31 protein-coding genes are annotated in these 22,114 nt (G+C 69.3%); 4 read left to right on the top strand and 27 right to left on the bottom strand.

Going from position 1 to position 22,114, the window contains the following annotated elements:
* Positions 1–1,373: 1,373 nt before the first annotated feature.
* On the bottom strand, positions 1,374–2,105 hold the full coding sequence (locus B6G06_RS09275; RefSeq protein WP_081171979.1) for a phosphoribosyltransferase: 732 nt from the start codon (positions 2,103–2,105) through the stop codon (positions 1,374–1,376).
* The gene (locus tag B6G06_RS09270) at positions 2,102–2,995 is read right to left on the bottom strand and encodes a DNA-processing protein DprA (protein ID WP_081171978.1); all 894 of its coding nucleotides are present in this window, start codon (positions 2,993–2,995) and stop codon (positions 2,102–2,104) included. Before B6G06_RS09270 ends, B6G06_RS09275 begins: the two co-directional genes overlap by 4 nt.
* A gap of 528 nt (positions 2,996–3,523) precedes the next feature.
* Here B6G06_RS09270 and B6G06_RS09265 point away from each other — a divergent pair.
* Positions 3,524–3,997: a Panacea domain-containing protein gene (locus B6G06_RS09265; protein WP_125898919.1), complete on the top strand. Its 474-nt coding sequence runs from the start codon at positions 3,524–3,526 to the stop codon at positions 3,995–3,997.
* Entirely contained in the window at positions 3,994–4,359 is a 366-nt protein-coding gene (locus B6G06_RS09260) for a hypothetical protein (RefSeq protein WP_081171976.1), read from the top strand. Before B6G06_RS09265 ends, B6G06_RS09260 begins: the two co-directional genes overlap by 4 nt.
* A gap of 111 nt (positions 4,360–4,470) precedes the next feature.
* On the opposite strand, the gene B6G06_RS09255 is transcribed toward B6G06_RS09260, so the two are convergent.
* From B6G06_RS09255 to B6G06_RS10120, 8 genes are all read right to left on the bottom strand, one after another.
* Positions 4,471–4,893 carry an ImmA/IrrE family metallo-endopeptidase gene (locus tag B6G06_RS09255; RefSeq protein ID WP_081171975.1) on the bottom strand — a complete coding sequence of 141 codons (423 nt, stop codon included), beginning with the start codon at positions 4,891–4,893 and terminating at the stop codon, positions 4,471–4,473.
* 43 nt (positions 4,894–4,936) lie between these two features.
* Positions 4,937–5,398 (bottom strand): hypothetical protein, encoded by a 462-nt coding sequence (locus B6G06_RS10280; protein WP_164505219.1) that lies wholly within the window; start codon positions 5,396–5,398, stop codon positions 4,937–4,939.
* A gap of 305 nt (positions 5,399–5,703) precedes the next feature.
* Positions 5,704–5,910 (bottom strand): hypothetical protein, encoded by a 207-nt coding sequence (locus tag B6G06_RS09245; RefSeq protein ID WP_081171974.1) that lies wholly within the window; start codon positions 5,908–5,910, stop codon positions 5,704–5,706.
* Complete coding sequence (locus B6G06_RS09240; protein WP_081171973.1) at positions 5,907–6,134, bottom strand: hypothetical protein; 228 nt, start codon at positions 6,132–6,134, stop codon at positions 5,907–5,909. The genes B6G06_RS09245 and B6G06_RS09240 overlap by 4 nt, the downstream gene beginning before the upstream one ends.
* On the bottom strand, positions 6,131–6,940 hold the full coding sequence (locus tag B6G06_RS09235) for a hypothetical protein (protein ID WP_081171972.1): 810 nt from the start codon (positions 6,938–6,940) through the stop codon (positions 6,131–6,133). The genes B6G06_RS09240 and B6G06_RS09235 overlap by 4 nt, the downstream gene beginning before the upstream one ends.
* Complete coding sequence (locus B6G06_RS09230) at positions 6,937–7,857, bottom strand: PD-(D/E)XK nuclease-like domain-containing protein (protein WP_081171971.1); 921 nt, start codon at positions 7,855–7,857, stop codon at positions 6,937–6,939. The genes B6G06_RS09235 and B6G06_RS09230 overlap by 4 nt, the downstream gene beginning before the upstream one ends.
* An 87-nt stretch (positions 7,858–7,944) precedes the next feature.
* A complete protein-coding gene (locus tag B6G06_RS09225; RefSeq protein ID WP_125898918.1) occupies positions 7,945–9,183 on the bottom strand; it encodes an AAA family ATPase in 1,239 nt (412 codons plus the stop codon).
* A gap of 92 nt (positions 9,184–9,275) precedes the next feature.
* On the bottom strand, positions 9,276–9,527 hold the full coding sequence (locus tag B6G06_RS10120) for a hypothetical protein (RefSeq protein WP_125898917.1): 252 nt from the start codon (positions 9,525–9,527) through the stop codon (positions 9,276–9,278).
* Between the two features lie 45 nt (positions 9,528–9,572).
* On the opposite strand from B6G06_RS10120, the gene B6G06_RS09220 reads away from it, so the two are divergent.
* A complete protein-coding gene (locus B6G06_RS09220) occupies positions 9,573–10,466 on the top strand; it encodes an RNase H family protein (RefSeq protein WP_081171969.1) in 894 nt (297 codons plus the stop codon).
* A 212-nt stretch (positions 10,467–10,678) separates the two neighbouring features.
* Here the strand turns inward: B6G06_RS09220 and B6G06_RS10650 are convergent, their stop codons facing one another.
* The 17 genes from B6G06_RS10650 to B6G06_RS09145 form a co-directional block, all read right to left on the bottom strand.
* The gene (locus B6G06_RS10650; protein WP_276205792.1) at positions 10,679–10,813 is read right to left on the bottom strand and encodes a hypothetical protein; all 135 of its coding nucleotides are present in this window, start codon (positions 10,811–10,813) and stop codon (positions 10,679–10,681) included.
* Positions 10,797–10,964: a hypothetical protein gene (locus B6G06_RS10275; protein WP_164505218.1), complete on the bottom strand. Its 168-nt coding sequence runs from the start codon at positions 10,962–10,964 to the stop codon at positions 10,797–10,799. Before B6G06_RS10275 ends, B6G06_RS10650 begins: the two co-directional genes overlap by 17 nt.
* A gap of 12 nt (positions 10,965–10,976) precedes the next feature.
* Positions 10,977–11,288, bottom strand: a complete 312-nt coding sequence (locus B6G06_RS09215; protein WP_125898916.1) for a hypothetical protein — start codon at positions 11,286–11,288, stop codon at positions 10,977–10,979.
* A complete protein-coding gene (locus tag B6G06_RS09210) occupies positions 11,285–11,536 on the bottom strand; it encodes a hypothetical protein (RefSeq protein ID WP_081171967.1) in 252 nt (83 codons plus the stop codon). The genes B6G06_RS09215 and B6G06_RS09210 overlap by 4 nt, the downstream gene beginning before the upstream one ends.
* A gap of 149 nt (positions 11,537–11,685) precedes the next feature.
* Positions 11,686–12,174 carry a hypothetical protein gene (locus B6G06_RS09205; RefSeq protein ID WP_081171966.1) on the bottom strand — a complete coding sequence of 163 codons (489 nt, stop codon included), beginning with the start codon at positions 12,172–12,174 and terminating at the stop codon, positions 11,686–11,688.
* Positions 12,175–12,221: 47 nt separating this feature from the next.
* Positions 12,222–12,725, bottom strand: coding sequence for a single-stranded DNA-binding protein (locus tag B6G06_RS09200; RefSeq protein ID WP_081171965.1), 504 nt, complete (start codon positions 12,723–12,725; stop codon positions 12,222–12,224).
* A 40-nt stretch (positions 12,726–12,765) separates the two neighbouring features.
* On the bottom strand, positions 12,766–13,092 hold the full coding sequence (locus tag B6G06_RS09195) for a cupredoxin domain-containing protein (protein ID WP_081171964.1): 327 nt from the start codon (positions 13,090–13,092) through the stop codon (positions 12,766–12,768).
* Between the two features lie 191 nt (positions 13,093–13,283).
* Positions 13,284–13,907, bottom strand: coding sequence for a hypothetical protein (locus B6G06_RS09190; RefSeq protein ID WP_081171963.1), 624 nt, complete (start codon positions 13,905–13,907; stop codon positions 13,284–13,286).
* 2 nt (positions 13,908–13,909) lie between these two features.
* Positions 13,910–14,749: a hypothetical protein gene (locus tag B6G06_RS09185; RefSeq protein WP_081171962.1), complete on the bottom strand. Its 840-nt coding sequence runs from the start codon at positions 14,747–14,749 to the stop codon at positions 13,910–13,912.
* Positions 14,746–14,967 (bottom strand): DUF4326 domain-containing protein, encoded by a 222-nt coding sequence (locus tag B6G06_RS09180; protein ID WP_081171961.1) that lies wholly within the window; start codon positions 14,965–14,967, stop codon positions 14,746–14,748. The genes B6G06_RS09185 and B6G06_RS09180 overlap by 4 nt, the downstream gene beginning before the upstream one ends.
* On the bottom strand, positions 14,964–15,725 hold the full coding sequence (locus tag B6G06_RS09175) for a hypothetical protein (protein WP_081171960.1): 762 nt from the start codon (positions 15,723–15,725) through the stop codon (positions 14,964–14,966). Before B6G06_RS09175 ends, B6G06_RS09180 begins: the two co-directional genes overlap by 4 nt.
* Positions 15,722–16,066 carry a hypothetical protein gene (locus B6G06_RS09170; RefSeq protein WP_081171959.1) on the bottom strand — a complete coding sequence of 115 codons (345 nt, stop codon included), beginning with the start codon at positions 16,064–16,066 and terminating at the stop codon, positions 15,722–15,724. The genes B6G06_RS09175 and B6G06_RS09170 overlap by 4 nt, the downstream gene beginning before the upstream one ends.
* A gap of 35 nt (positions 16,067–16,101) precedes the next feature.
* Positions 16,102–17,313 carry a DNA-methyltransferase gene (locus B6G06_RS09165; RefSeq protein WP_081171958.1) on the bottom strand — a complete coding sequence of 404 codons (1,212 nt, stop codon included), beginning with the start codon at positions 17,311–17,313 and terminating at the stop codon, positions 16,102–16,104.
* Positions 17,310–17,765, bottom strand: coding sequence for a hypothetical protein (locus B6G06_RS09160; RefSeq protein WP_081171957.1), 456 nt, complete (start codon positions 17,763–17,765; stop codon positions 17,310–17,312). The genes B6G06_RS09165 and B6G06_RS09160 overlap by 4 nt, the downstream gene beginning before the upstream one ends.
* Positions 17,766–18,083: 318 nt before the next feature.
* Complete coding sequence (locus tag B6G06_RS09155) at positions 18,084–19,556, bottom strand: DNA cytosine methyltransferase (RefSeq protein ID WP_081171956.1); 1,473 nt, start codon at positions 19,554–19,556, stop codon at positions 18,084–18,086.
* The gene (locus tag B6G06_RS09150) at positions 19,553–20,008 is read right to left on the bottom strand and encodes a hypothetical protein (protein ID WP_081171955.1); all 456 of its coding nucleotides are present in this window, start codon (positions 20,006–20,008) and stop codon (positions 19,553–19,555) included. The genes B6G06_RS09155 and B6G06_RS09150 overlap by 4 nt, the downstream gene beginning before the upstream one ends.
* Positions 20,005–20,232, bottom strand: a complete 228-nt coding sequence (locus B6G06_RS09145; protein ID WP_081171954.1) for a hypothetical protein — start codon at positions 20,230–20,232, stop codon at positions 20,005–20,007. The genes B6G06_RS09150 and B6G06_RS09145 overlap by 4 nt, the downstream gene beginning before the upstream one ends.
* A gap of 102 nt (positions 20,233–20,334) precedes the next feature.
* Here B6G06_RS09145 and B6G06_RS09140 point away from each other — a divergent pair, with 102 nt between their 5' ends.
* Positions 20,335–22,059: a hypothetical protein gene (locus tag B6G06_RS09140; RefSeq protein ID WP_081171953.1), complete on the top strand. Its 1,725-nt coding sequence runs from the start codon at positions 20,335–20,337 to the stop codon at positions 22,057–22,059.
* Positions 22,060–22,114: the final 55 nt, after the last annotated feature.

Raw genomic sequence — 22,114 nt, 5'->3', positions numbered from 1 at the left:
CGCGGACTCGGCACCGCCACCAGCCCCCGCGCACATGCACGAGCCACCCGCATCGGCCCACTCGGCACCAGCCACCGCAACCCAGCCGCCAACGCGAAACCACCGGCCACCAGACGCAGCACACCCGCCAACACCCCCGGCCAAGAACCAGGCACAGCAGCAGCAGCCACCACAGCCGCGACCGAACACGCCGCAAGCAGCAGTGCCGCCCACCGCCGGTCACCAGTATCCGCACGCGTCGCCGTATCCCACCCCGGAAGTGCATCCACCACCCGAGCCCTCAGATCCGCCGCCCGCCCCGCGTCAGCCGCCGTCGTCACCACCGTCGCCCACAACGGCACATGACTCTTCACCGAATGATGCTCCGTGCTGCCCTCCAACGTCCGCGCATATTCCGCCCACCGCCGACGCTGACGCGAACTCATCCGCGCAAGCACCACCATCACCTCCTCGCCGTCACCAAGCACACGATCCAGCACACGCGACGCATTCGCCGGATCCACACCAGCCAGACTCGACCTACCCGTCACCCCATCACCACAGACAACTGCCACCGCACGCACCCCCGCCAACGGCACCGGCACATCAACAGGCACAGCCTCCGCACCCGTCGCCACCGCAAGCGCATCAGCCACGAACCCATCACGATGACGAGTCAGCAGGACATCGATGAGCTCATCACCCTCACGCCGCACCACAAGCGCACACGGCCCCTTCAACGCTGCAGCGAACGACTCCGCCTGAGCCGCATAGTCAGGGAACTCTGCGATCGAACCGGTCCGAGACAGGCGCCAAGCGCCAGCAGGTCTAAACATCCTCATACCCCCTCCTGTACGGCAGAAACGAAAGATGCTCAGCCCACCGATCTCGACACCCACGAAACGGCAGAATCCCAAGGAACACAGATTCAGGAACTTCACAGAGGCTTCGCTTGGAGAAGAGGCTGGCGGGGCCGATGAGGGCTCGTGAGGTCGTTGGACGGATCCGAGCGTCCGGGGAGTGGTGTCGTCAGGGATGGCTATCAGAGAGCCGGGCTCAGAGGTGTTCCTCTGCGGTGTGTCCGGTTGGTGTTGCGGGGCAGGGGCTTCGTGCGTGGGGCGCAGGCGCTGCTGCTTCGCAGCATGACGCTGCGCTGTGCGCGCTTCGCGAGATGGTGGGGAAGAGACCGGCGGTAGCGGGAGTGTGCACGGGAGAGTCGTGACTGCTCTTGCGGCAGGTGACGGACGTCCGGGTGTTCTTTGCAGGGCAACGACCTCGTCGTTGCCGTGGTGTGGGGCTAGCGCACCGTATTGCAGCGCTCCCGTCCCCGGCGCGCGCTGGTCGTCATCCCAGCGGCGGCGTGGTCGTGGCGTGCGGGTTCGGCGCCGGGTTGGTCAGCGAGGGCAGGTTCCGTCGGGGGTGAATGGGCAGACGTCCTGGGGGTTGTGCCATGCGTACTGTTGCATGGTCGTCAGGAAGCTGTTCGTGGGTCCGTAGCCGGGGTCGAGCCAGCGGGCGAGCACGAGCGTGGAGACGTGGTGGGCGTCAGATGCTCGCAGCGCGGCGACGGCTGACAGGGTGGTGGCGCCGCTGACCCAGGTGTCGTCGATGAGCATGACGTGTGACGCGTGCGGCGGGGTGATGACGTCGAAGGCGTCGCCGTGCACGCACCGGTCGGACGTCGAGCCCGGTGTAGGACGGATGTCTACCAGCGGCATGTTGTCGTGCAGTGTGCGGGTGCACATGCGTTGGAGCATGCTTGGTACACCGGCCTGGTAGCGGCTGCGGCTGGGGACGACGGCGACCGCACTAACGGGCGATCCCACCAGGTGTTCCGCGCAGCTCATGTGGGATAGGCCGTGTTCTAGGAGCAGCAGGACGTTACCGATAGCCTGGTGGGAGGGCGGCTGGTTCTTGTAGCGGTACATCTCGGCGCCGGGCTGACGGCCTCGGACGGCGTAGGTGACGAACCCCGCCAGGTCGGGGTGGGCCGTGGCCTGCTCATGGCACCTGAAGCAGAAGCGGTACCCCTCGTCGACCGGCGTGCGGCACAGGGTGCACTGCCGGGCGCGCATCTGCTCGGGGACCGTCGTCGCCCAGTAGTAGTCGGGTAGCCGTGCTGTCATGCGACGAGCTCGCGCAGCAGGTCCTCGGCGTGGGTGCGCTCGGCCTGGAGGGTGTGCACGTGGTCCAGGACGTCGTTGGTGGAGGCCGCGACGCGGGCTTGGCCGGTGTGGGCGAGCTCCTGGCCCCAGGAGGTGGTCTGGGCGACGCGGCGGGCGAGGATGACGCCGCGTCCGTGTTTGACGGCGTTGGCGGCCTGGGTGCGGGTGCCCGAGTGCTCGGTGGCGGTGACGACGAAGGTGGTGATGCCGTAGCCGCTCATGACGGCGTTGCGCATGGGGAAGTTTGCGCGGGTGACTGTGGCGCCGGGCTCGAACTGGGTCATGACGAGGCCGCCGTTGGTGATGATGCGCTCGCGTAGGTGCTTGTTGGTGGCCGGGTAGGTGCGCTCCAGGCCGGTTCCCATGACGGCGACGGTGCGTCCGCCGGCGTTGAGGGCGGCGGTGTGGGCAGCGGTGTCGATGCCGGCGGCCAGGCCGGAGATGACGGTGAGTCCTTCGTGGACGAGTGCGGTGGAGACGTGGGTGGCGACGTTCAGGGCGTCGTCGTCGGCGTCGCGTGAGCCGACGACGCACACGCCCTGGTCGTCGGGGGTCAGGGTGCCCTGGTGGTAGAGGAGGGCAGGGGCTTCGCGGACGTCGCGCAGTCGGGTGGGGTACTCGTCGGACAGGACGGAGACGATGCCCATGCCCTGGCGGGTCCAGTTGTTGATGTCCTGACGGGCTTGGACAAGTAGCGGGTCGTCCAGCAGGGCGGGGCCGGTGAGGTCGGCGAGGACTGTGGCGGGGTCTCCGCTGTCCAGGAGGGCCTGGACGCGGTCGGGCTGGGACAGGCCGCGCTTCTTGATGCGGGTGATGGCGAGGACCTGGGCGAGTGTCTCCGTGGTCTCCATGGTTCTGATGGTAGTCGGGTGGGGGTAGGTGTTGGGAGGGTGTTATCTGTGTCGGAGGGATGCGAGGACGGCTCGGGCGAGGGCGGGGCCGGTGAGGCCTTGGAGGTTGGTGGGTAGGGTGGGTGCTGGGCGTGTGGGGGAGTCTTCTGCGGAGGGGTGGAGCCCCTTCGGGTTCCCCCTCTTGAGGGAGGGGCTGGCGGCTACTGCCGCATGGGGTGGTCTGCGGGGTGATCGGCCGTTGTTTACAAGGAAGCCGGTGCGGAGAGTGTCTACTGGCGTGATCGCGCCAGAACGGGACGCACGCCCCCGCTCTGGTCGGCCATCTGGTCGGCCATCTTGTGCGAGCCTCCTTGTCAGTGGTGGTCAGTGGAGAAGCTGAGGGCGTCAGTGACGAGCACTGAGGACCCCCGTGCGCGGGGCCGCTGGGCTCATCGCCGAGCTCGACCGTGCGAGGCGGCAGGCTTACGGGTTGACAGCCGTCGTACCCTCGAGATGCCCGTCAGGCAACGCGTGCGGAAGGAGGGTGTCATGGGCTACAGCCCTACGGTGGTCGCCAACAACGTCCTGATGCGCTCCTTCAGGGAGCGGCGCTACATCACGCCGATGAAGTTGCAGAAGATCCTCTACTTCGTCGCCAGCGAGTACGCCAAGAGGACCGGGCACGTCCTGCTGGACGAGCGGTTCCAGACCTGGAGGTTCGGCCCCGTCTCCTACGCGGTGTACGACGAGTTCCGCCCCTTCGCCAAGAAGGGCATCAAGAAGTTCGCACGAGACGCCTCCGGTCAGGCTCTCATCATCGACGAGGACTCTGACCCCGACCTGCGTGACTGCCTGGACGAGGTGTGGGAGGCAGCCAAGAAGATGACGGCCGTACGGCTGTCTGAGATCACCCACACCCGCGACTCGGCGTGGTTCAAGGCGTACCAGGAGAACCGCGACACCCTCGATCACCAGGACATCATGGCAGACAGGACCTATCGCGCCGCCCTGAGGCTCCGGTGACCTCTCCGGCCGATGAGAAGCCGGTCCCGAGGGTCACCGGCGACGACGACCTCCGCCTGTCAGAGACCGGCGACATCTACGGGGAGCTCATACCCGAGCCCGACGCGGTCGAGCCCGCCGGCGAGGCGACCGGCGCCCCGGCGTGGGAGCCGAGGACGCTGGAGGAGAAGATGTCGCTGTCGCGACTGACGTTCGCTCAGCAACTGATCGGCTGGTGCGTCCTCGTCCTGTTCGTCATGGCTCTGTGTCAGCACTTCGCTCCGCGTGACGGATCGCTGATCGGTAGCGCGATGGACACCTTGAAGATGGTTGTCACGACCGCCCTCGGCTTCGTCTTCGGCCGGTCAACGAGCAAGAGCTAGCCACAAGCAGCGGTCCCCACAGTGCAACCCAAACCATCAGACGTCGTCGACCGTCTCGCGGCGGTGGCGGGATTCACGGGGGCCTCTCGTGGCGGGCAGTGCGTCGCGATGCTACGCCGGAGGAGGGACCTGCCGCAGGCCTTCCATGTGCCGCCCGGCGCGCAGGGTGCGGTGCCAGGCTTCGATGACCCACACGGGCACGTCGAGCTCTGCGGCCAGGGCACCGAGGTGGTGGCCGACGGCGGCCTCGGCCCGGGCGACCTGGTGGTGGTCGAGCAGGGTGCGTGCGACGGCCTCGTCGATCCTGCGCTCGACGGCGGGGCCCTGGTGTCCGTCGTGGTCGAGGTGGGCGTGGGTCATCTCGTGCAGCAGGACGGGCACGGCCTGCCAGTCGGCCAGGCAGGGGTCGAGGTAGATGGTGCGCCGGCGGCGGTGCCAGGCACCCTCCCAGCCTGCGGGCAGAGGCGCCCAGGTGACGGCAACGCCCTGCGCCTCACAGTGGGACAGCAGCGCGTCAAGGGTGGGGCGGGGCACGCGGGGAGGTTACGTACGACCACTGACGAGAATGAGGAGGCGGTCAGCCGGCCGGCAGGGTCGTGGCGGCGAGCGGGTACCTCTCGATGCGCTCTGCAAGGGCGCCGTCGAGCTCGCGGACGTCGTTGACGGGGACGAGCACGGAGACCTCGGCAGCCTCGCGCAGGTGGATGAGCCCCTCGGCGCGCACGGCTGCGGTTGCGACGTCGTGGAGGGTCTGCCCGAGGGCAGCATCGTCGCACCAGGCTGCGATGGTCCAGGTATCGGCGTCGTCGCCTGGGGTGAAGCCGTTGGGCCGAGCAAGACTCTGCCACGCGTCGGCGAAGGCGGGAGCCTCGGTAGCTGCGCCGCCGTCGGCGAGGTGGGCGATGGTGGAGCCCTCGTCGGAGACGAGCCACCCCTGGCCGCTGCGGTAGACGGTCAGGACGACGCCGTCGTCACGGTGATCAGCTCGTTCGCCCGCGAGGACCAGAAGCCGATCCTCGCGCAGGTCCTCTCGTCCCATGACCGCGCGCTCGAGATCTGCGGGGCGGAGCCGCTGGCAGTGCTCATGCCGTCTCCCGGTGGCGTTGATACCGGTGCGTCCAGTGAGGAAGGGCCTGCTCGCGGGCCCGTGCCGACGTGCAGCCAGTGCGGCAGGGACATCGAGACCGGTGAGACCATGTGCGCCTACCACCGGGGCAAGCACCGGGAGAAGAACGCCAAGTTCGCCGCGAGCGTCGTTTCCGTAGCGGGAACGGTAGTGATGAAGTACGGGCGACCGGTTCTGAGATTCGCTTTCAAGACCTTGAGAGAGCCCCGGTCGTGACGTCAGGCGGGCTCGCCGCGGCAGGTGGCCCCGCACGCGCCGCACACCATCCACGGCCAACGGGTCGCGGCGACCTTCATCTGGGCACCCGCCAGCGAGAACGTGCCCAGAGGCTTGGCCTCCATGCGGTACTCGATGCGCAGTTGTCCGTCGATGCCACAGCGGGCGCAGGTGCCAGGGACGGGGCCCTCGTGGATCTGCATGGTCATGAGCGCTCCTTGAGGATGACCGGGCCATGGTAGCGAGCCAGCCGCCACCCATAGGTCTCACGGTCCTGCGTGGCCCAGACTCCCGCCCAAGGGTGGCCGTCCGACGTCGGAATGCGCTCCCAGGTCTGGCCGCCAGCGATGACGAGGGAGCCCACCGGCAGGGCGTCTAGCTCAGCCTCGGTGAGAGGGCGCCCGTCGGCGAGCGACTGTGTCGTGGCGTTCACGCGGTAGCCCCGTCCGGACTGCCGGTAAGGGTGGCGACCTCGACCGTGGTGGCCTCGAAGAGCTCGTCAATGGTGAAGCCATCGCGGGTCAGCGACGTGTAGTCGGTGCGCAGGCGAGCGACGTCGTCAGCAGTCCACGCGCTCCTGGGGCGGCCGACCCGCTGCTCGAGCATCGCGGCGGTCACGCCCAGCGAGGCGAACGCCGCCGTCGACTTCTCGACAGCCTTGTCCAGGCCGTCGGCCACGACCTCTCCGCGCACCGTGGCATGGCACAGGTTCTGTGCCTCCTGGACCAGCCAGGTCGGCAGGACCGCGAAGATGCACTCGCGCACCGCCTTCGCCCCCTGATTCTGGTTGTTGAGGTAGATGTCGCCCAAGTCCGTCAGGCGCTGACGACCCTTGCGGGTGGTGCGGGCGTGGGGAACGAGGAAGGAGCGGATCGTGCGGGCGTTGGTCTCCTGGTCCCAGGCGTAGGCCTGGACCTCGCTCACGCCCTCGACGTCGTCACGGCGCAACTCGCGGACGCCGTAGTCGATGTTGCCCCAGATACGGGCGAGCTCGCGCGCCAAGTGCACCGACGGACCCTGGCCTCGGCCCTGAACGGAGTAGAAGGCCCGGTCCGCGAGCGCCCGCTCGGCGCAGGCACGCCGCATCTCGGCACGGGCCCGATCCAGGTCCCTGGGACAGGCGCGGGCCACGGTGATAGCCGCCTGGACCTCGGCGACGGCGCGGGTCTGCTCGACGACGGTGGCTTCGCTGCCCGTGGCGTGCCCGGTCAGGGCGGCGGGGGTGATGGTCTGGCTCATGATGTTCCTTCCTTGAGGTTTTCGGTCTCGACTTCGGCGGCCCACTGCTCGGCCAGAGCGTCGTGCTGGGCGAGGTACCAGCCCGGCAGGTGGGCGGGGTGGACGGCTGGCGTGTAGCCGGGCCACTGCCCGGTGGCCTGGCAGTTGGCGTACAGACGGCGGGCGCGGTCGGCCTGCTCGGCACCGACCTGGAGTGCCTCGGCGTTGAGCTGGACGACGGACACCAGGTACGGGGGCGTGGTCTCCTGCACGACGTGCACGAACGACGCCTCCACGCCGGTGACGGCACGGACGGCCTCCAGGTACCAGGCGGCTTGAAGGTGGTATCCGTACTGGGCTGCCAGGCGTCCGAAGTCCGCGGGGTCCGCCGACTTGCTCGTGGTCTTCAGGTCGACGACGAGGGTGCGGTCCTGGCTCCACCAGTCGGGGCGTGCCCGGCACGCAACCTCGGTGGCCGGGTCGGTCCAGTACAGGGAGGCCTCGCAGACCCGGTCGGCGCGCTCGAACAGGGGGCCGGCGATGGGGTGCGAGGTGAGCGTGTCGTGCATGGCCTGCACCTGCTCGAACTCTACTTCCAGCAGCGGGGTCAGGCCCGCGGTGAGGGCGTCGTCGCGCTCGGTGCGGGCGGCCTTGGTCCTCCACGAGTCGGCCTGCACGACGTGCAGGCCCGTGCCCGTGCCCAGGGTGAGGGTGTGGGCGGCGTGCCCGAGTTCGAAGGCGGGCGTGTAGGGGCGGGGGTGGTCCTGCTCCCACCGGAAGCGTGCGGGGCAGTCCAGCAGTCGCTTCGCCCCGGTGGACGACAGGGTGCTTGTGTCCGCGTGGTACGCGGTGTCGGTGAGCCCCAGGACGATGGGCTCCTTGGGCACGACGCTGTCGGCGTCGTCGGTGGTTGGGCGGGTCTCGGTAGTCGCCACCATGGCGTCTCCTCAGGTGTTGGTGGGGTTACGGTTGGGGCCCGCACCCCGGCCGGCGACAGTGCAGGCCGGGGGTGCGGGTTGGTGCGGTTACCGGGCGACTTGGCCGTCCTCGATGACGACGGCGCCGGCGTCGGCGTCGCCGACGCGCTCGATCCACAGCTGGAAGTCGCCGTCGGCGACCTGGGTGCGGATCGCGTCCATCGCCTCGTCGTCGAGGAGAGAGCCGTCCATGATCCGCAGGACCCGCAGCTCGGGGTTCAGGGCCATCGCCATGGCCACCGAGACGCGGATCTGCTCAGCGGAGGAGGCCTGAGAGAAGGGCACGCCCTGGTAGGTGACGCCCTGGTCGTCGAAGCCAAGGCCCTCGACAGGGAAGACGGCGGAGGCCAGTGCCTTCGCCTTGTTCTCATCGATCGTCGCGATCTGGGCCGTCAAGGCCTCATAGTCGTGGCGGAGGGCGTCACGCTGGGCGGCGCGAGTGCGTGCCTCGTTGTTGGCGCGCACGCGCGCGTTGTCCGCCTCCAGGCGCTCCAGGCGCGAGGCGATCTCGTCCGTGCCCACCCGGTCGCCCGCGTCTGCGACCTGCTGGGCAGCAGCCCGGCTGTCCGCCTGGGCGGACTCCAGCCTGCTCCTGGCGGCAGCCAGGGCGGCTTCAGCCGCCTCGACAGCCTTCATCGCGTCGGCGACGGCGCCCTCGGCACGGGACGCCTTGAGAGCCAGGACATCCAGGCGCTGGTTGTGCTCCTGCGCCCGTCGCAGCTCGGCGAGCACCTGGCCGGCTGACGTCTCCTCAACGGGCAGGGACTCGTCGACGATGACGTCGCCCAGGGCCTTGCCGCGCCGGCCGACGTCGGTGCGCTGGGCGTACAGGTCGGCGCGCTCGCGGTCGAGGGCGTCGAGGTCGACGTCCAGGTCCACGAGGTCGAGCAGCGCCTCACGCTGCTCGCGTGCCGACAAACGCGTGAACGCCAGAGGATCGAAGGACAGGCCGCCGACGAGGCGATCGAGCATCGCCTGCGGGCTGGTGTAGCGGGCGCCGTCGGCGGCCTCCACCCGAAGCGTGGACTTTCCAGCTGCATCCCAGGTGCGGGTGACCTTCAGGTCACCCAGGTCCAGGCTGACGGTGGCGTGGTTGGCGCCGTCACGCACAGGCCGCGGGACGGCCTTGGCGGCCTTGCCGCCTCCCAGGGCGAGCCAGATAGCGTCCAGCACGCTGGACTTGCCCTGGGCGTTACGGCCCCCGACCACCTGGACCGTGGAATCGGGGGTGATCTCGACGGCCTTGAGCCGCTTGATGTTCTCTGCCTCGAGCTTGACGATCTTCAAGGCTGCCTTCCTTTCATGGCGGGGTGGAGTGGTCTTGTGCTTCAGTGGTGGGTGGCAGGGGGCCGCGAGCGCGCACCCCGCCCCGTTGGAGATCACGGCGCTTTCCTTCGCAGGTCGCCGACCAGAGCCACGGTCACGAGGGCGGCGATGACGACCGAGGCCGGTACGCCCTCGGCCAAGGCGACGAGTGCCGCCAGGGCCGTGAGACAGGCCAGCGGGTGGGTGATGACGAGGCGGACCGTCAGGGCAAGGACCGCCCCGACGACACCGCCGATGACTCCTGCGATGACGTTCATGCCCCAGTAGTGGGCGGAGGCGGGATGCCGGTACTCCCGGGCGGGCATCTGGGGTGGGAGTGATCCGGGGAGGCGCCCGCCCACTACTGGGCCATGAGCACCACCGAAACCCTCGTCTCTCACCCGGGTCAGGAGACTGTCGCGGCGGTTGTCGCGGTACGAGGTCCAGACCGGGTGGTGGTCGCCTACCTCATGGCCGTCGCTGCCCCTGGTGCGGACACTGCGTACGTGGTGGTGAACCTCGAGCGGTTCACCCTGGAGGAGAGAGCAGTAGCACTACAGCGGCTGGGGAAGGATCTGGTCTCCCGGTGTCCCGGGCGTCGGCGCCTGTTCGTCGGCCGCGCGGGCATGCCGCTCGGCCGTGCCCGGGACTGGCTTGCCGGCGTCGACGTCGAGGTCGAGCGCGGGTTTCCCTACAGCACGATGCGGAGGATCAGCACGGACCCGGCGAGGGTACTGGCTCGCTCGGACACGATCGTGCTTCCGTCGCGCACCATCACCGTGGCGACGGACGGGAGCCTCAACCCTGCTACCCGGGCTGCGTCCGCGGGCTTCGTCACCGACGCCGGCTACGCCTACGCCCGCGAGTGCCCGTGCCCGTCGGGCAGGATTGTTGACGCCGAGACGACGGCGATCTGCATGGTCCTGCGCGCCTTCCCGACGCACGACCTTGTGGTGCTGACCGACTCCCAGGCTGCGCGCCGGATCATTCGGCAGGCGCTGGACACCACGGAAGCGCACCCGTCGTGTCCGACCCGGGCGTTGGAGAATGTGCCCTACCGGTTGCGCGCACCCGTGCGGAAAGCAGTGGCCGGGCACCGGGGTCGAGTCGAGATCCGGTGGGTGCCTGGGCACTCCGGTCAGGTGCTCAACGAGGCGGCGGACCGCCTTGTGCGGGCGGTGCGCAGGGAGAGTGAGGGTAGCGCCACCTTTCGCTCCGCAGAGCGGGTCCGGCGCAACATCCGCAGAGAGATCCTCACGACCTAGACACGCCTGTCCCGGCAGGAGGCGATCCTGCCGGGACAGGCGGATGAGATCGTCACCGGCCAGGCGCCGGGATCAGGGGTGATCTCAGAATGAGGGCTTGTCGCTGCACGACGTCGTATCACCCGTGGCCCAACCTCGCTCACTTCCCCGTCGTCGAGGTCGGACGGGGAGGACGCGAGCGCGCGGTGGAGCGGGTTGCGATCAGCGGTTCATCACGCGTCCTTCCTCAGGCCGAGGGCGGTCTCGGCGATGGTGGTGGCCTGGTCGATGGAGTCCGACCATGAGGCCCCCTCGGGGCGGTCGAGGGCGTCCAGGACCCGACGGAGGGCCTCACGCAGCCGCCGCATCACCTGCAAGGTCCAGGCGCTGTCGCGCCTGGACCTTGCGGTTCTGGAACGTCTGGTCATCGACGACGAACCAGCTCATCGGGGCTCCTTCGTGGGTGGCGTAGGTGGCGTGGACGCTCACGCCCCTCGCGGGCGCCTTCCTACTAGACACGTTGGATTCCTTTCACAGCAGGGACAGGAGGGACGGGGTACTGAGGTCGTCGGAGTCAGTAGTGCTGACGGCGACAGGTGAGCGGTCGGGCCGCTGGTAGCGGTCGGCGCAGACCCGGCACGTGCTAGGCGCCGTCGACGCCGCCTCCAGCTCAACGGGGGCGGTCACCGGCAACGTCAGCGGGTCCCACGGGACGGGGTCCTCTGGGCGGCACAGGCGGGTCACCACCCAGTAGGAGCCCCCCGGAGGCGGCGGCTCCACCACCGCGATGTGGTCCACCGGCACGAGCACGCCAGGCAGCACGGCAAGCACAGGCGCACTCATGTCGCCACCCCCTCAGCGGGCAGGACGCGACCCGAGAGTTCGGCGTCCTCCGCGTGGACGCTCGCGTAGTCGTACGCGTGGACGCTCGCGTGGCCGTAGGCGCGGACGGTCAGCCCGCGGCCGTTTCTGATCTCCAGGCGCGTGTCGCCCGACGAGCGGATCTCGATCGTGCGGAGCGTGCTGAGCACGTCCGGGTCGGCCAGCGCGGCGTCGAGCTCGGCCTGGTTGGTGACGGTGACTGCTGTCATGGCTCATGCCTCCGGGAGCGAGGCCTGCCAGGCCTCCAGGTTGGTGTGGGGTGTACGGGGAAGCTGGCCCACGGCACGGAACGTGATCCGCGGGAGCTGCGCGTTCATCGGCGCCGAGGCGAATGGGTGCGCTCCCGGCAGCAGGGCGCTCACTGCTGCGCTCGCGGGTCGTGGACGAGGGTCAGGGGCCCGCGGTTGAGCATCAGCTCCTGGTCGTCTAGCTGGTCCAGGGTGTCGGTGGCCTGCCACGCGACCGTCATCTGGGTCCAGGCTCGTCCGTCGCGGTCGCGCACCTGAGCCCCGGCAGGCAGGTCCGCGAGCGTGTGAAAGCGCAGGAGGTCGCTGCGGCGGTACAGCGGCTCCCACGAGGTGATCGCGCCGTCCTCCTGCCACAGGACGTTGCCGTCGACCAGCTGGTAGGAGTCGGCCCCGGTGCGCACCGCGTAGGCCGGCAGTGGGACGTCGACGGCGCCAGGGGCGAGGGCGGTGATGAGGATGACGTCCTCGGCCGGCCACGACCGGCCCTCAGGGACGGGGGCGGGGGCGGCGTCGCTCCGGGCGGCGGTGAGCTGGGTCTTGAGCGCCTCGACGGCGGCGGCAAGATCGCCAAGGGCCTGCGTGAGGGTGTCGGTGGTCATGGGCTTCCCAATCGGTAGTGCGGAAGGTGTCTGGGTGCGTGGGTGGGTCAGAACGGCGGCTCGTCTCCGAACCCGCTGCCACCCCATCCGCCGGTGCTCTCGGGCGCGGGCGGCTGGTAGCCCGACGGCGTCGCAGGTGCGCCCTGCCCGCCGCCGGCGGTGGCGGCACCACCCGAGGAGGAGCCCGGGGTGCGGCGCGCGACCTGGGCGGTGGCGTAGCGCAGGGACGGGCCGATCTCGTCGACCTGCATCTCCACGACGGTGCGCTGGGTGCCCTCACGGTCGGTGTACGAGCGCTGCGTGAGGCGGCCCTGGGCGATGACGCGCATGCCCTTGTCGAGGCTGTCAGCGACGTTCTCCGCCGCGTCACGCCACACCGAGCAGCGCATGAACAGCGTCTCGCCGTCCTGCCACTCGCCGGCCTGGCGGTTGAAGGTCCGCGGCGTCGAGGCGATCGTGAAGGACGCCACCGGCGCCCCGCTGCTGGTGTAACGGATCTCCGGCTTGGCCGTGAGGTTGCCAATGATCGTGATGACGGTGTCGCCAGCCATGTGTGTCTCCTATCGGTGGCTAGGGTCGGTGGTCAGAGGCTCAGGCGGCGGCAGCCGATGACGCGGCCCACCTGTTACGGACGAGGTCGTCGGGTACGACTATGTCGCCCCGATGAGGCAGAGCCGCCTTCACGACACGGCTCACGACGACGAGGACGCCGTCGTGGGGTTCGGGCACACCGATGACGTCGGTGGCCTGCTTACCGAGGTTGATGGCGACCTCCAGGCCGTCGACCTCGACCTGGGTCTGCCCCAGGTCCTTGAAGACGACCCGGGCGATGTCGCCCGACGGGGCGATGGTCAGGACGGGGTGGTCCTGACCATCAACGATGGTGAGAGCGTGGGGGGTGCTGTTGATGAGCCGCATGGTGTCTCCTCAGGCTGGGTTGCTACTTCCAGTAGTGGGTGGACGAGACGGTCGCTGACGCACGGCCCAGGACACCGCGCCAGCCGGATGGCTGAACGCGTATACGCCGATCTGACGGCCTCTCAGCGTCCCCGGGCCAGGAGGGGGCCAGAGAGAGCCTGTGGGGGCGTTTGAGGGCGCCTGAGAGGGGATCACGGTGGCTCTGCGGTGCTCGTCAACGCGGCGAGCACCGCCCGTGCTCTGGCGGCGCCGGTCTCAGTTCCGGTAGCAGCCTCGGGCTCGCAGCCGATCTCAGCCACGGGCCTCGCTGGCGGTAGCGTCCGGGCCCACGGCAACCGGCCGGCATTGAGGGCCGTGTCCATGCGGGCCAGAACCTCGGACAGCGGAGTGCCAGGTTCTGCGGAAGCGACCTGCTCGGCCTGTGCCATCGCTGCTCGGCCGTGACGGTCGGCCTGCACCTCGTCAAGGCCGTCACCCACTGCCCGCAGGAATCCGCGTAGGTAGGCAGCTTGCTGGAACGGCGTCCTGCGCCCGGTTGGCAGTGAGTGCCTCTGGCGCCAGTCCCGCACCCGCTCGGAACGGACACGTCTGGCGGCCCGGTTGACGTCCGAGACCTTGACCTGCCCGTAGATCTCGATGTCGCCCGCGGCCAACAACCGGACGGCCGTAGCGAGGACCTTGTCGGTCATGTCCTCGGACAGGAGCGTGTGCCATGAACGCGTGCGGGCCTCGGCGTGGTCGCCATCGAGCGGGCTGAGCATTCCTGCGTCGGTGAGGACCCCGAGGGCCAGGGCGACGGCCGGTGCGGTAGGCACGGTCAGGTTCCTTCCTGGGCGAGTCTGGCGGCGAGGTCGAAGTACGCCTGGCCGCCGTCACGGCGGTGATCATTCCTCGGTGGCATGGGGTCATCTCTCCAGCCGTCGGCGTTGAGCCAGGTGGCGGGGTAACGGATGTACCTGCTCTCGGGCAGGTTCGGGTCGGCCGCCAAGCGCCTGGCCCCGGCGAGGATGGTCTCGGGTGTGGCCCGGGAGAGGGCTTTGGCGTACGCCTTGGCGGCGGTGCGACGTGCGACGTGGCGGGGGTAGATGTCGTAGAACTCGGCGAAGCCCTCCGGTTCACGCTCGGTCCTTGTCCGCGGCCCGCCGCGGGCAGCGGAGGCGACCGCGAGGTTGGTCGCGTCATCACCCTCGCCCCCTCGGGGGGTATGGGGGGTCTCCCTGTTCCCTAGTTCCCTGTTCCCTGTTCCCTGTTCCGGGGATGAGCCTTCATCGAGGCTGTCGTGAGGACTCAGTGAGCCCTCACTGAGGGTGCAGGTTTCGGTGTCATAACGGGGAAATCGTGGCCTGGACGGCCGGTTTATCCGCTGGTGCCTGTCCCAGGAGTTGATCTGGAGGTAGCGGCGCCCGTCGGGGCCCGCATACCGGGTGATGAGGCCTCGTTCTGAGAGCCGTGTGAGGCCTCCGTGAACCCTCAGTGAGCCCTCATTGAGTGGGTCGAGGGGGAACAGGTCGCACTGGATGAGCTGTGGCTCGTCCCGACCGACGCCGTTGTCGTCCACGTAGGACCACAGGCCGATGAACAGCAGACGGTCCTCGATGCTGAGAGCGGCGATGTCATCGCTGCGCCAGAAGTCTGGCTTGATGGTGCGGATTCTCATGACACGGGCTCCCTGTTCGCGACCTCAAGGAGGACGTCGGCGTGGCACGGGGCGTCGGGCGGGCACCAGCACATGAGGTCGTGGCCGCGCAGTTCCACCTCGGCCATCACCTGGCCGAGGAGGTCGTTGGTGGGCTTCTGGCGGAACAGCTCGGTCGCACGCGCCTGCGCCTGGGCGCGGGTGTGGACGCGTCGGCGTTGGGCCCTCCTGGGAGTCATGACGCGCCCTCCCGGTAGGTGACGAGCAGGTGGACCGGGCCGTCCTGGGCCAACTGCTGCCCAGTGACACATCCCTGGGCGTCGTCCCACATGCCCCCTGGAATCCTGACGTCGTAGGGCACGCGCTCCCAGGTACTGCCCCGGCAGGAGATATGGGCCCCGATGGGCAGGGCGTTAAGATCCTCGGTGCTCAGGCCGTCAGCCTCGTCTGGCACGAGGCGCCCGGTAGGGCCGGCCTCAAGGAGACCGGTGATGACGCCATAGGGCAGACCAGCGCCCAGCGGCCGCAGGAACGTCTCGTTCCAGGCGTCGCGCTGTGCCCGGTGCCTGCTGGCGCAGTCCCGACACAGGTAGGTGTAGGGATAGCCGTTCGGGGTCGTGGGGTTGAGGATGCCGGTATCGGCCTGCAGACCGGGGTGGTGCGCGCAGACCTTGTGCCACGGGTCGTACCGGTCGAGCAGGACAGCAGGGAACGCGCTGTCCTGCTCGGGGTCAGCCGGTACCAGGATCTGCCGGCCTCTGATGCCGGGCACGTTGAGGTCGTCCTCCCAGACCCACAGGCCGCGCCGGATGAACCAGGTCGTGGGTACCGGCGCCTGGTCGGGATCGATGCGGTCGTCCTCCCACTGGTCGAGGTAGCTCGGGATGTCGGCGGTGATGACGTCGTTCTGGGCGGCGTCGGTGTCGGGGGCGAGCAGGACGCCGCAGACGGTCAGGTCGTCGTCCTCGTAGAGGAGCGTCGGGAAAGTAGGGCTCATGGTGTCTCCTCGATGAAGGTGATGGTGATCCGGTGAAGGCCGCGCACCCTCGTGTTGGGAGCACGGACGAAGGTCTGAGCCACGACGACATCCGGGTTGTCGTCCGACAGGCACCCCGCGGCTACGAGCCCGTCCAGGACGGCCTTGATCGTGGGCGCGGCGTTGGGCGGGTCCGCCTTGACCCCGGTGCCCTTGGGGTAGGCGATCTCCCAGATGATTGAGCAGGGCTCACCCACCACCCCGAGGGCCGACCGGCGGGCGACCAAGGCGGCCAGCGTGTGCAGGTCGCGCACGATCCGGGCACGGTGGGCATGATTGGTCACCGGACGGTTCGCGCTCATCCACAAGCTCCTGGGCACGTCGAGTACGACGCGTCTCACGAGCCGTCGCCTCCCCACAGGTCCATGGGCACCTCTCGCGCGCGGTCGATGCGCTGGCGGATCAGCGGCAGGTACTGGGCCTCGCGCTCGACGGCGACGCAGTGCATCCCCTCGAGCAGGGCCGCCTCGATGGTGGTGCCGGAGCCGGCGAACGGGTCGAGGATCAGCCCGCCGTGCGGAGTCACCAGGCGGATGAGCCAGCGCATGAGGGCCAGGGGCTTGACGGTGGGATGCTGCACGCCGCCTGAGCTAGGGCGCTCCGAGGAGGGTGCCTTGGGCTCCCACCGGAAGGTGGGGAAGAACCTGGACGCACCGCCGGCGTCGTCGTACTCGGCGCCCGTTGAGCGCATGCCCCAGCCTGCCCCGGGTGCCGCCGTGCGGGGACGGCCCCGCCGCGAGGCCGATTCGCCGGACTGCGCGTCCAACTCGGTGGCCGCGGTGTCGTCGAGGACGACGTTGGTCGGCCACCGTCCTGCCTCGTGAGCCAGGACGGGCCTCAGGGGCAGCGGATCGGTCGACAGTCGTAGACTCACCCCCGGGCGCCGCTCATAGGATTCTGGGTCCATTCCGGCCTGCTTGGCGCCGGTCTGGCTCATGGACACCCGGCAGGCGTCGATGTTCAGCGCCCCGACCCCGTGCTCCAGAACGTTGTCGGCGACCGTACCGTCCAGGGGGCGGCGGGCCACCAGGATCGGCTCATGTGCGGGCTTCAGAGCCGTTCCCCACCCCTGCCAGGGGCGCGCTTGGCCAGCGAGCTCCACGCCGTGGCTGGCCAGTCCCTTGTTCTCACCGGAGGTGGTCATGGCCCTGGCGACGTCGAGCGACTTGGGGAACCCCTGCCCGTAGAGCCAGGCGATCGAGTCGCGGATCTCGAAGCCGGCGTCCTCCACGCCCACGGCGAGGCGGTGCCAGGTCCTGGGCGCGCCGAAAGCCGTCAGGTACCCGCCAGGCCTCAGGAGCCGCAGGCACTCGGACGCCCACGCGGTACACCACTCCTGGAAGGTTTGGAGGCCCGCGTCTTCCACACCCCGACGTTCGTTTCCTCGGCCAAGTGTGGCCGGGTGGTCCCAGTTCTTACCCATGAAGGACAGGGCGTAGGGTGGGTCGGTCACCACCGCGTCCACCGACCCGGCGGGTAGGGCCCGCATGACATCCAGGCAGTCACCGGCCCACACCGTCGCCCATTCGTCCTCGTAGTAGCGGCTCATTCCTTCACCCCCTGAGGGTGCATGGCGGGGCTGGTGCGCATGCGCCAGATGAAGGCGGCGACGGTCTCCGGGTCGGGGTCCGTGCGGTCCCACTCCTCGGCCTGGGTGGCGGCCTCGCCCAGCTGCCGGTAGAGGCTGGCGATGTAGTCGTGCCTGTCGCGTACGGCGGGGGCGCTGAGCTCGTGGAAGAGGGTGTACGGGGTGTAGTAGCTGTCGAGGCTGAGGAGGTCGCCAGACCACTCGTGGAGGTCGATGTCCTCCTCGATGTGGGGGTCTTGCGCCCATAGGAAGGCGGCGACGCAGGCGGGGCAGCAGCGCAGGGTGTAGATGGTGCCCATGTCTACGAGGTGCTCCTCGTCGTAGGAGGTGCCCTTGGCGATGGTGCGTCCGCAGTGGTTGCAGCGGACCTTGCCTCTGCTGGTGCGCTGGCGGGTGGTGACGTGGCGTGTCATGGCTGCTTCACCGTCCGGTTGTGCTGGCGTGTGCGGCGGCGACCACGGCCGCGGCGGTGGGGGTGGAGGTGGTGCTCACGGGGGCGCTCCTATAAGGGTTGCGTATGGCTTATGGGTTGCTGGCTCAGAACGGGGGCTCGGCGGTGCGGGCGCCCCACGGGTCGGTCTGCGCGCCGCCGTGGTCGGGGGCGCAGGCAGGTGTCGCACTTGACCGCACCCCGGCTGGTGCGGGTCCTGGTGATATCGAATGCCATCAGTGGTCCTCCTCGGGAGTAAGACAGGTGGAAGGAACTGCTGCCGTTCGTTTCGGTCGGAATCTCATGACGTCACCGCCTCGACGACCGCCGCGATAAGGTCTCTGGCAGCGGGTGGGGTGACGGCGTTGCCGGCCTGCCTCACCTGCTCCTTCTTGGTGCCGAGAATCCGGTAACCGGAAGGAAAAGCCATCGCGGCGGTGATCTCACCGGGGGTGAGCATTCGGAAGTGCACGTCGTCAACCTCGATGGTCTGACCCGTCAGGAGCGACTGGTGCCCGGCCGTGGTGATGGTCCGAGCAGGCGCGGTGACGAGCCCGTGGCGGTCACGGGTCGTGACTGTGGCCGGCGGGTCCGAGGTGGGCGCGGCCGACGAGGAGGTCCCGTAGTAGGAGGTCACGAGGCCGTGGTGGTTGCCCGAGGCCGTCACCGTCGCCAGCGGGTCCGATACGGCACGCACGCACGAGCCGCCCCCACGCAGCTCGGCGATGAAAGGGTGCAGCGCCCATCCCTTAGAGGGCGAGGCGTGCTGGGGGGCCATGGCCAGGGCGGTCTCGCGCCGCGTGGTCTGGGTACGCAGCACCTGGGCGACCGTGTCCGGGGTCTTCCCGCCGCGGCCCTCGACCGGGACGGCCAGGGCCGGCGCCCACTGCCCGCACCAGTACCGCTCGATCCCGACACGGATGCGCCGGAGTGTCTTGTCCGCCAGAGGCCGCTTCCGGTCGCCGATCCGCACGCCCGGGTCGGTCCAGTCAATGATGCTGGCAGCAGGTACCGTCGGCGGCTCGATGACCCGGTTACGGCACTCCACCTGGGGGCACCGGTAGACGTACTGGGAGCGGTAGCGGCCCACGTGCTGGTCGGGGCGCTTGAAGGCCTGCATAGCGCGCACCCACCCGTGGTCCGGGCACCAGGCCCAGGGGCGGACCACTTGCTCCAGGTCGGGCGCCCGCTCGCCGCGCCTCCACGCGACCACGTAGAGCCGATCGCGCGACTGCGGGGCCGGCAGACCATGCTGGTGGGCGTGCATCGAGTTGAGGCACACGAGCCGCAACTCGTAGCCGAGCGCGCCCAGGGCGGCGCGCCAGGCCGGGAACAGCACCCAGGAGGCCGCCTCCACGACGTTCTCCACGATGACCGCCCGGTAGCGGTGGTGCTCGGTGAAACGGACGACGTCCCACATGGTGGCCCGACTGCGCATCGCCGCGTCGTCGGGGAGGACGGCGCCGGCCTCGAGCAGCCCCAGCAGGTCGGTGCGGCGGGCCTCGGCCTGACGCAGACGGCTGACGCCTTGCGCCAGGGAGTGGTTGGTGCACTCCGGGGAGGCCCACAGCACGTCCGTGGCCGGGTAGCGGCGTGGGTCCACCTGGGACAGGTCGGCGCAGTCGTGGTCTGTGCCCGGGTGGTTGGCCTGGTGGGTGTCCACGGCCAGCCGCCAGTGGTTGGCGGCCATGACAACCTGCGTGCTGGGCACCTGGACGGCGCCGGACGACGATCCTCCCGCCCCGCAGAACAGGTCGGTGATGGTCAGGCTCATGCCGTCACCACCGTTGCCACGTCGGTCCCACCCGCCGGCGTGTCTGGCTGAGGGGGTGCCAGCACCGTCCGCTCGGCCGGCGTACAGTCGCGGATGCGGTAGTCGAGCTCCATGAACGGGGTCGCCCCGTGCACCACACGGCGCCGTGCCGGCCTGGCGGCCAGCACGCACCCCATCTCGCGCAGGACGTCCATGAGGTCGGCGATCGCCTCGTACTCCTGGTGGAGCACGGGCGCGTCGGCGAGCATCTGCCAGCGCCACACCATCCGGTACGGCTGCGGCTCGCAGGTGAGCTCGCGCTGGCGCTCGTAGCACGTGGCGCACAGGCGACGTGCCTTGTGGGCGACGGTGCCTGCCCACTTGCCCGTTTCCTTGGCGCCTTTGGGGCGCAGTTGGCGCCCATAGCCTCCAACGCACTCGACGGGCCCGTCACGCCAGTCGATGGCCGTCACCGGACCCCTCCTTCGACCGGGGCGTAGGCCGTGACGACGGTGGCGATCGTCAGGGCCAACGCCCAAAGGGCCAGCCCCGTCATGTGCCCGACCCGCAGCGCGACGGCGAGCTCGGCGATGTCGAACGCCACGGTCGCGCCCGCCAGGGCGATGAGCACGACGTGTCGGCGTCGCACCGACGTGGGAGCGGGGGCGGGGGTATCCGGTTCAGCCATGTCAGCCATGTGCGTCTCCTTGAGGTCGAGTGCGCTCGACCTCAGTGGTGGACGGCAGCGCCTCGTGAGCACATCGGCCCTGACTCGTCCGCGGCGCTCCCAGGAACCGTCATGACCGGAAAGATGCTCCCCGTCGCCCTGCCCGGAGGCTTTGACCCTGCCCGTGACCAGGCCAGACTGGAGGCGCGGGTACGCGAGCTCAAGGGACAGCAGTGGAGTCTCGCCAGTATCGACGTCGAGGCAGGAAAGGCCTACTTCGTCACCGCTGATATGGTGACCACCATCGTCGAGCGTGACGGTCGCAAGGGCGCGCAGCTACCCGCCGACGTACGCCCCGGCGACGGCGACAGGCAGGCCACCCTGCTCGCCGAGGCCTTCGACCTGCGCTACCCCGGCGAGGGGTGGGTCATGACCGAGTTCGACCCCTACCTGCGTCAGGCCATCATGGAACGTCTCGACTCCGATGAGCTACGAGCCCGTGAAGCGCTCGCCACGGCACTCGGTGTCAAGCCTTGGCAGGTCCAGGTCCACAAGGTCGACGGCGGCTTCGACGTGCACCTGCCAGCCTCCTACTCGGCCTCCCGACACGACCTCCGCATCAACGAGGCGGTCACGATGGCGATCGGCAGACCGGGCTGGTACTTCACGATTAACGCCCAGGCCCTGACCATGCAGGTGCGTGCCGGCGCCCTACCCACCTTCCCTGACCGGGCCCTCTACCCGTGGGGCGCCCCCACAAACGACACCTGGTCGATCCCTCTCGGCCTCGCCCTCGGCTCCGGGGGCACCCCGAACCGCGAGCTCGCGATCGGCTTCGATGACGTCCCGGGCATGCTGTCCACCGGTACCGCCGGCAGCGGCAAGTCCGTGGGAGTCAACGCCATCATCACCGGCGCCCTGCTGCGCGGCTGGGAGCTCGTGGTCATCGATGCCCCACACAAGGCAGTGGACTTCCTGTGGTGCAAGGACTTCTGCCGACCTGGTGGGTGGGGGTGCGACTCGAAGGAGCAGGCACTAACCGCCCTCGACCTGGTCTACGAGCATGGCCAAGCCATTGCCCGCCTGCTCAAGGAGCACCACGCGCAGAAGGTCGCCGATCTGCCTGTGCACCTGCGACCCGCCCCGGTGCTCATCGTCATTGACGAGGCCACGGCCCTGTTCATGCTAGAGCCGGTTCCCAAGGGCATCCCCAAGGACCACCCGCTGGTCATCGACGCGCTGAACAAGAATCTGGTCACCCAGACCCTCATCAAGCGCGTGGCCACCATCCCGGCCGAGATGCGTTTCGCAGGTCTTCGAGTGGTCATCTCCACCCAGATGGCTCAGGCCAAGACCGGTTTCGACGGCCCGCTCAAGGCCAACCTCTCCCACCGGGTCCTGTGGGGAGCCAACCCCTCCGAGTCCGCCCGAGGCTTCGCACTGAGCAACCCGAGAGACGTACCCCGCGTGCCCGAGTGGATCCGCGCCGACGAGACTGCGGCCCGTGGCACCGGCGTCGCCGAGTTCGAGGGCAGGGCCCCGGCGGTGCTCAAGGGATACTTCGCCACCACCGAGCAGCTGCGTGAGCACCTGCTCTCCGCTGGCGTGCCGCGCTGCTCGCGTCCCGAGCCCACCGCCGCTCAGATCGCCGCCCACACCCCGAGCCTCGATGACGCCGTCGGGACCGATGACGAAGTTCCCTCGCGACTGGAGAACGAAGGAGGCTTCGGTGACCCAGGAGGGGAAGTGATCGAGCTCAGGGGAGCGGCCCGAGCCGCCCACGAGTTCGCCGTCAGCCAGGCGAGAAACCACCGGAGGTCCTCTTCTTCCAACACGGTGCAGAACCTGGACCTGTGACAACCCCATGGCAGGTGTGCCACCACGCTCTGCGGGGTGCAGAGCAGCGCATGAC

Origin of the sequence: Actinomyces gaoshouyii (assembly GCF_002076915.1) — a bacterium.
Lineage (GTDB): Bacteria > Actinomycetota > Actinomycetes > Actinomycetales > Actinomycetaceae > Actinomyces > Actinomyces gaoshouyii.
Note: the sequence above shows the minus strand (reverse complement) of the source record. Positions and strands in the feature narration are given on the sequence as shown.

Coding starts and splice junctions, on each gene's coding strand:
- B6G06_RS09275 (WP_081171979.1), bottom strand. CDS start 2,105: ATGACAGCACGGCTACCCGACTACTACTGGGCGACGACGGTCCCCGAG.
- B6G06_RS10280 (WP_164505219.1), bottom strand. CDS start 5,398: ATGGGACGAGAGGACCTGCGCGAGGATCGGCTTCTGGTCCTCGCGGGC.
- B6G06_RS09245 (WP_081171974.1), bottom strand. CDS start 5,910: ATGACCATGCAGATCCACGAGGGCCCCGTCCCTGGCACCTGCGCCCGC.
- B6G06_RS09200 (WP_081171965.1), bottom strand. CDS start 12,725: ATGGCTGGCGACACCGTCATCACGATCATTGGCAACCTCACGGCCAAG.
- B6G06_RS09265 (WP_125898919.1), top strand. CDS start 3,524: ATGGGCTACAGCCCTACGGTGGTCGCCAACAACGTCCTGATGCGCTCC.
- B6G06_RS09140 (WP_081171953.1), top strand. CDS start 20,335: ATGACCGGAAAGATGCTCCCCGTCGCCCTGCCCGGAGGCTTTGACCCT.
- B6G06_RS09230 (WP_081171971.1), bottom strand. CDS start 7,857: ATGGTGGCGACTACCGAGACCCGCCCAACCACCGACGACGCCGACAGC.
- B6G06_RS09145 (WP_081171954.1), bottom strand. CDS start 20,232: ATGGCTGACATGGCTGAACCGGATACCCCCGCCCCCGCTCCCACGTCG.
- B6G06_RS09160 (WP_081171957.1), bottom strand. CDS start 17,765: ATGACACGCCACGTCACCACCCGCCAGCGCACCAGCAGAGGCAAGGTC.
- B6G06_RS09175 (WP_081171960.1), bottom strand. CDS start 15,725: ATGAGCCCTACTTTCCCGACGCTCCTCTACGAGGACGACGACCTGACC.
- B6G06_RS09155 (WP_081171956.1), bottom strand. CDS start 19,556: ATGAGCCTGACCATCACCGACCTGTTCTGCGGGGCGGGAGGATCGTCG.
- B6G06_RS09185 (WP_081171962.1), bottom strand. CDS start 14,749: ATGAGAATCCGCACCATCAAGCCAGACTTCTGGCGCAGCGATGACATC.
- B6G06_RS09210 (WP_081171967.1), bottom strand. CDS start 11,536: ATGACAGCAGTCACCGTCACCAACCAGGCCGAGCTCGACGCCGCGCTG.
- B6G06_RS09165 (WP_081171958.1), bottom strand. CDS start 17,313: ATGAGCCGCTACTACGAGGACGAATGGGCGACGGTGTGGGCCGGTGAC.
- B6G06_RS09195 (WP_081171964.1), bottom strand. CDS start 13,092: ATGCGGCTCATCAACAGCACCCCCCACGCTCTCACCATCGTTGATGGT.
- B6G06_RS09180 (WP_081171961.1), bottom strand. CDS start 14,967: ATGACTCCCAGGAGGGCCCAACGCCGACGCGTCCACACCCGCGCCCAG.
- B6G06_RS09215 (WP_125898916.1), bottom strand. CDS start 11,288: ATGAGTGCGCCTGTGCTTGCCGTGCTGCCTGGCGTGCTCGTGCCGGTG.
- B6G06_RS09235 (WP_081171972.1), bottom strand. CDS start 6,940: ATGAGCCAGACCATCACCCCCGCCGCCCTGACCGGGCACGCCACGGGC.
- B6G06_RS09220 (WP_081171969.1), top strand. CDS start 9,573: ATGAGCACCACCGAAACCCTCGTCTCTCACCCGGGTCAGGAGACTGTC.
- B6G06_RS09270 (WP_081171978.1), bottom strand. CDS start 2,995: ATGGAGACCACGGAGACACTCGCCCAGGTCCTCGCCATCACCCGCATC.
- B6G06_RS10120 (WP_125898917.1), bottom strand. CDS start 9,527: ATGCCCGCCCGGGAGTACCGGCATCCCGCCTCCGCCCACTACTGGGGC.
- B6G06_RS09205 (WP_081171966.1), bottom strand. CDS start 12,174: ATGACCACCGACACCCTCACGCAGGCCCTTGGCGATCTTGCCGCCGCC.
- B6G06_RS09170 (WP_081171959.1), bottom strand. CDS start 16,066: ATGAGCGCGAACCGTCCGGTGACCAATCATGCCCACCGTGCCCGGATC.
- B6G06_RS10650 (WP_276205792.1), bottom strand. CDS start 10,813: ATGCGGCGGCTGCGTGAGGCCCTCCGTCGGGTCCTGGACGCCCTCGAC.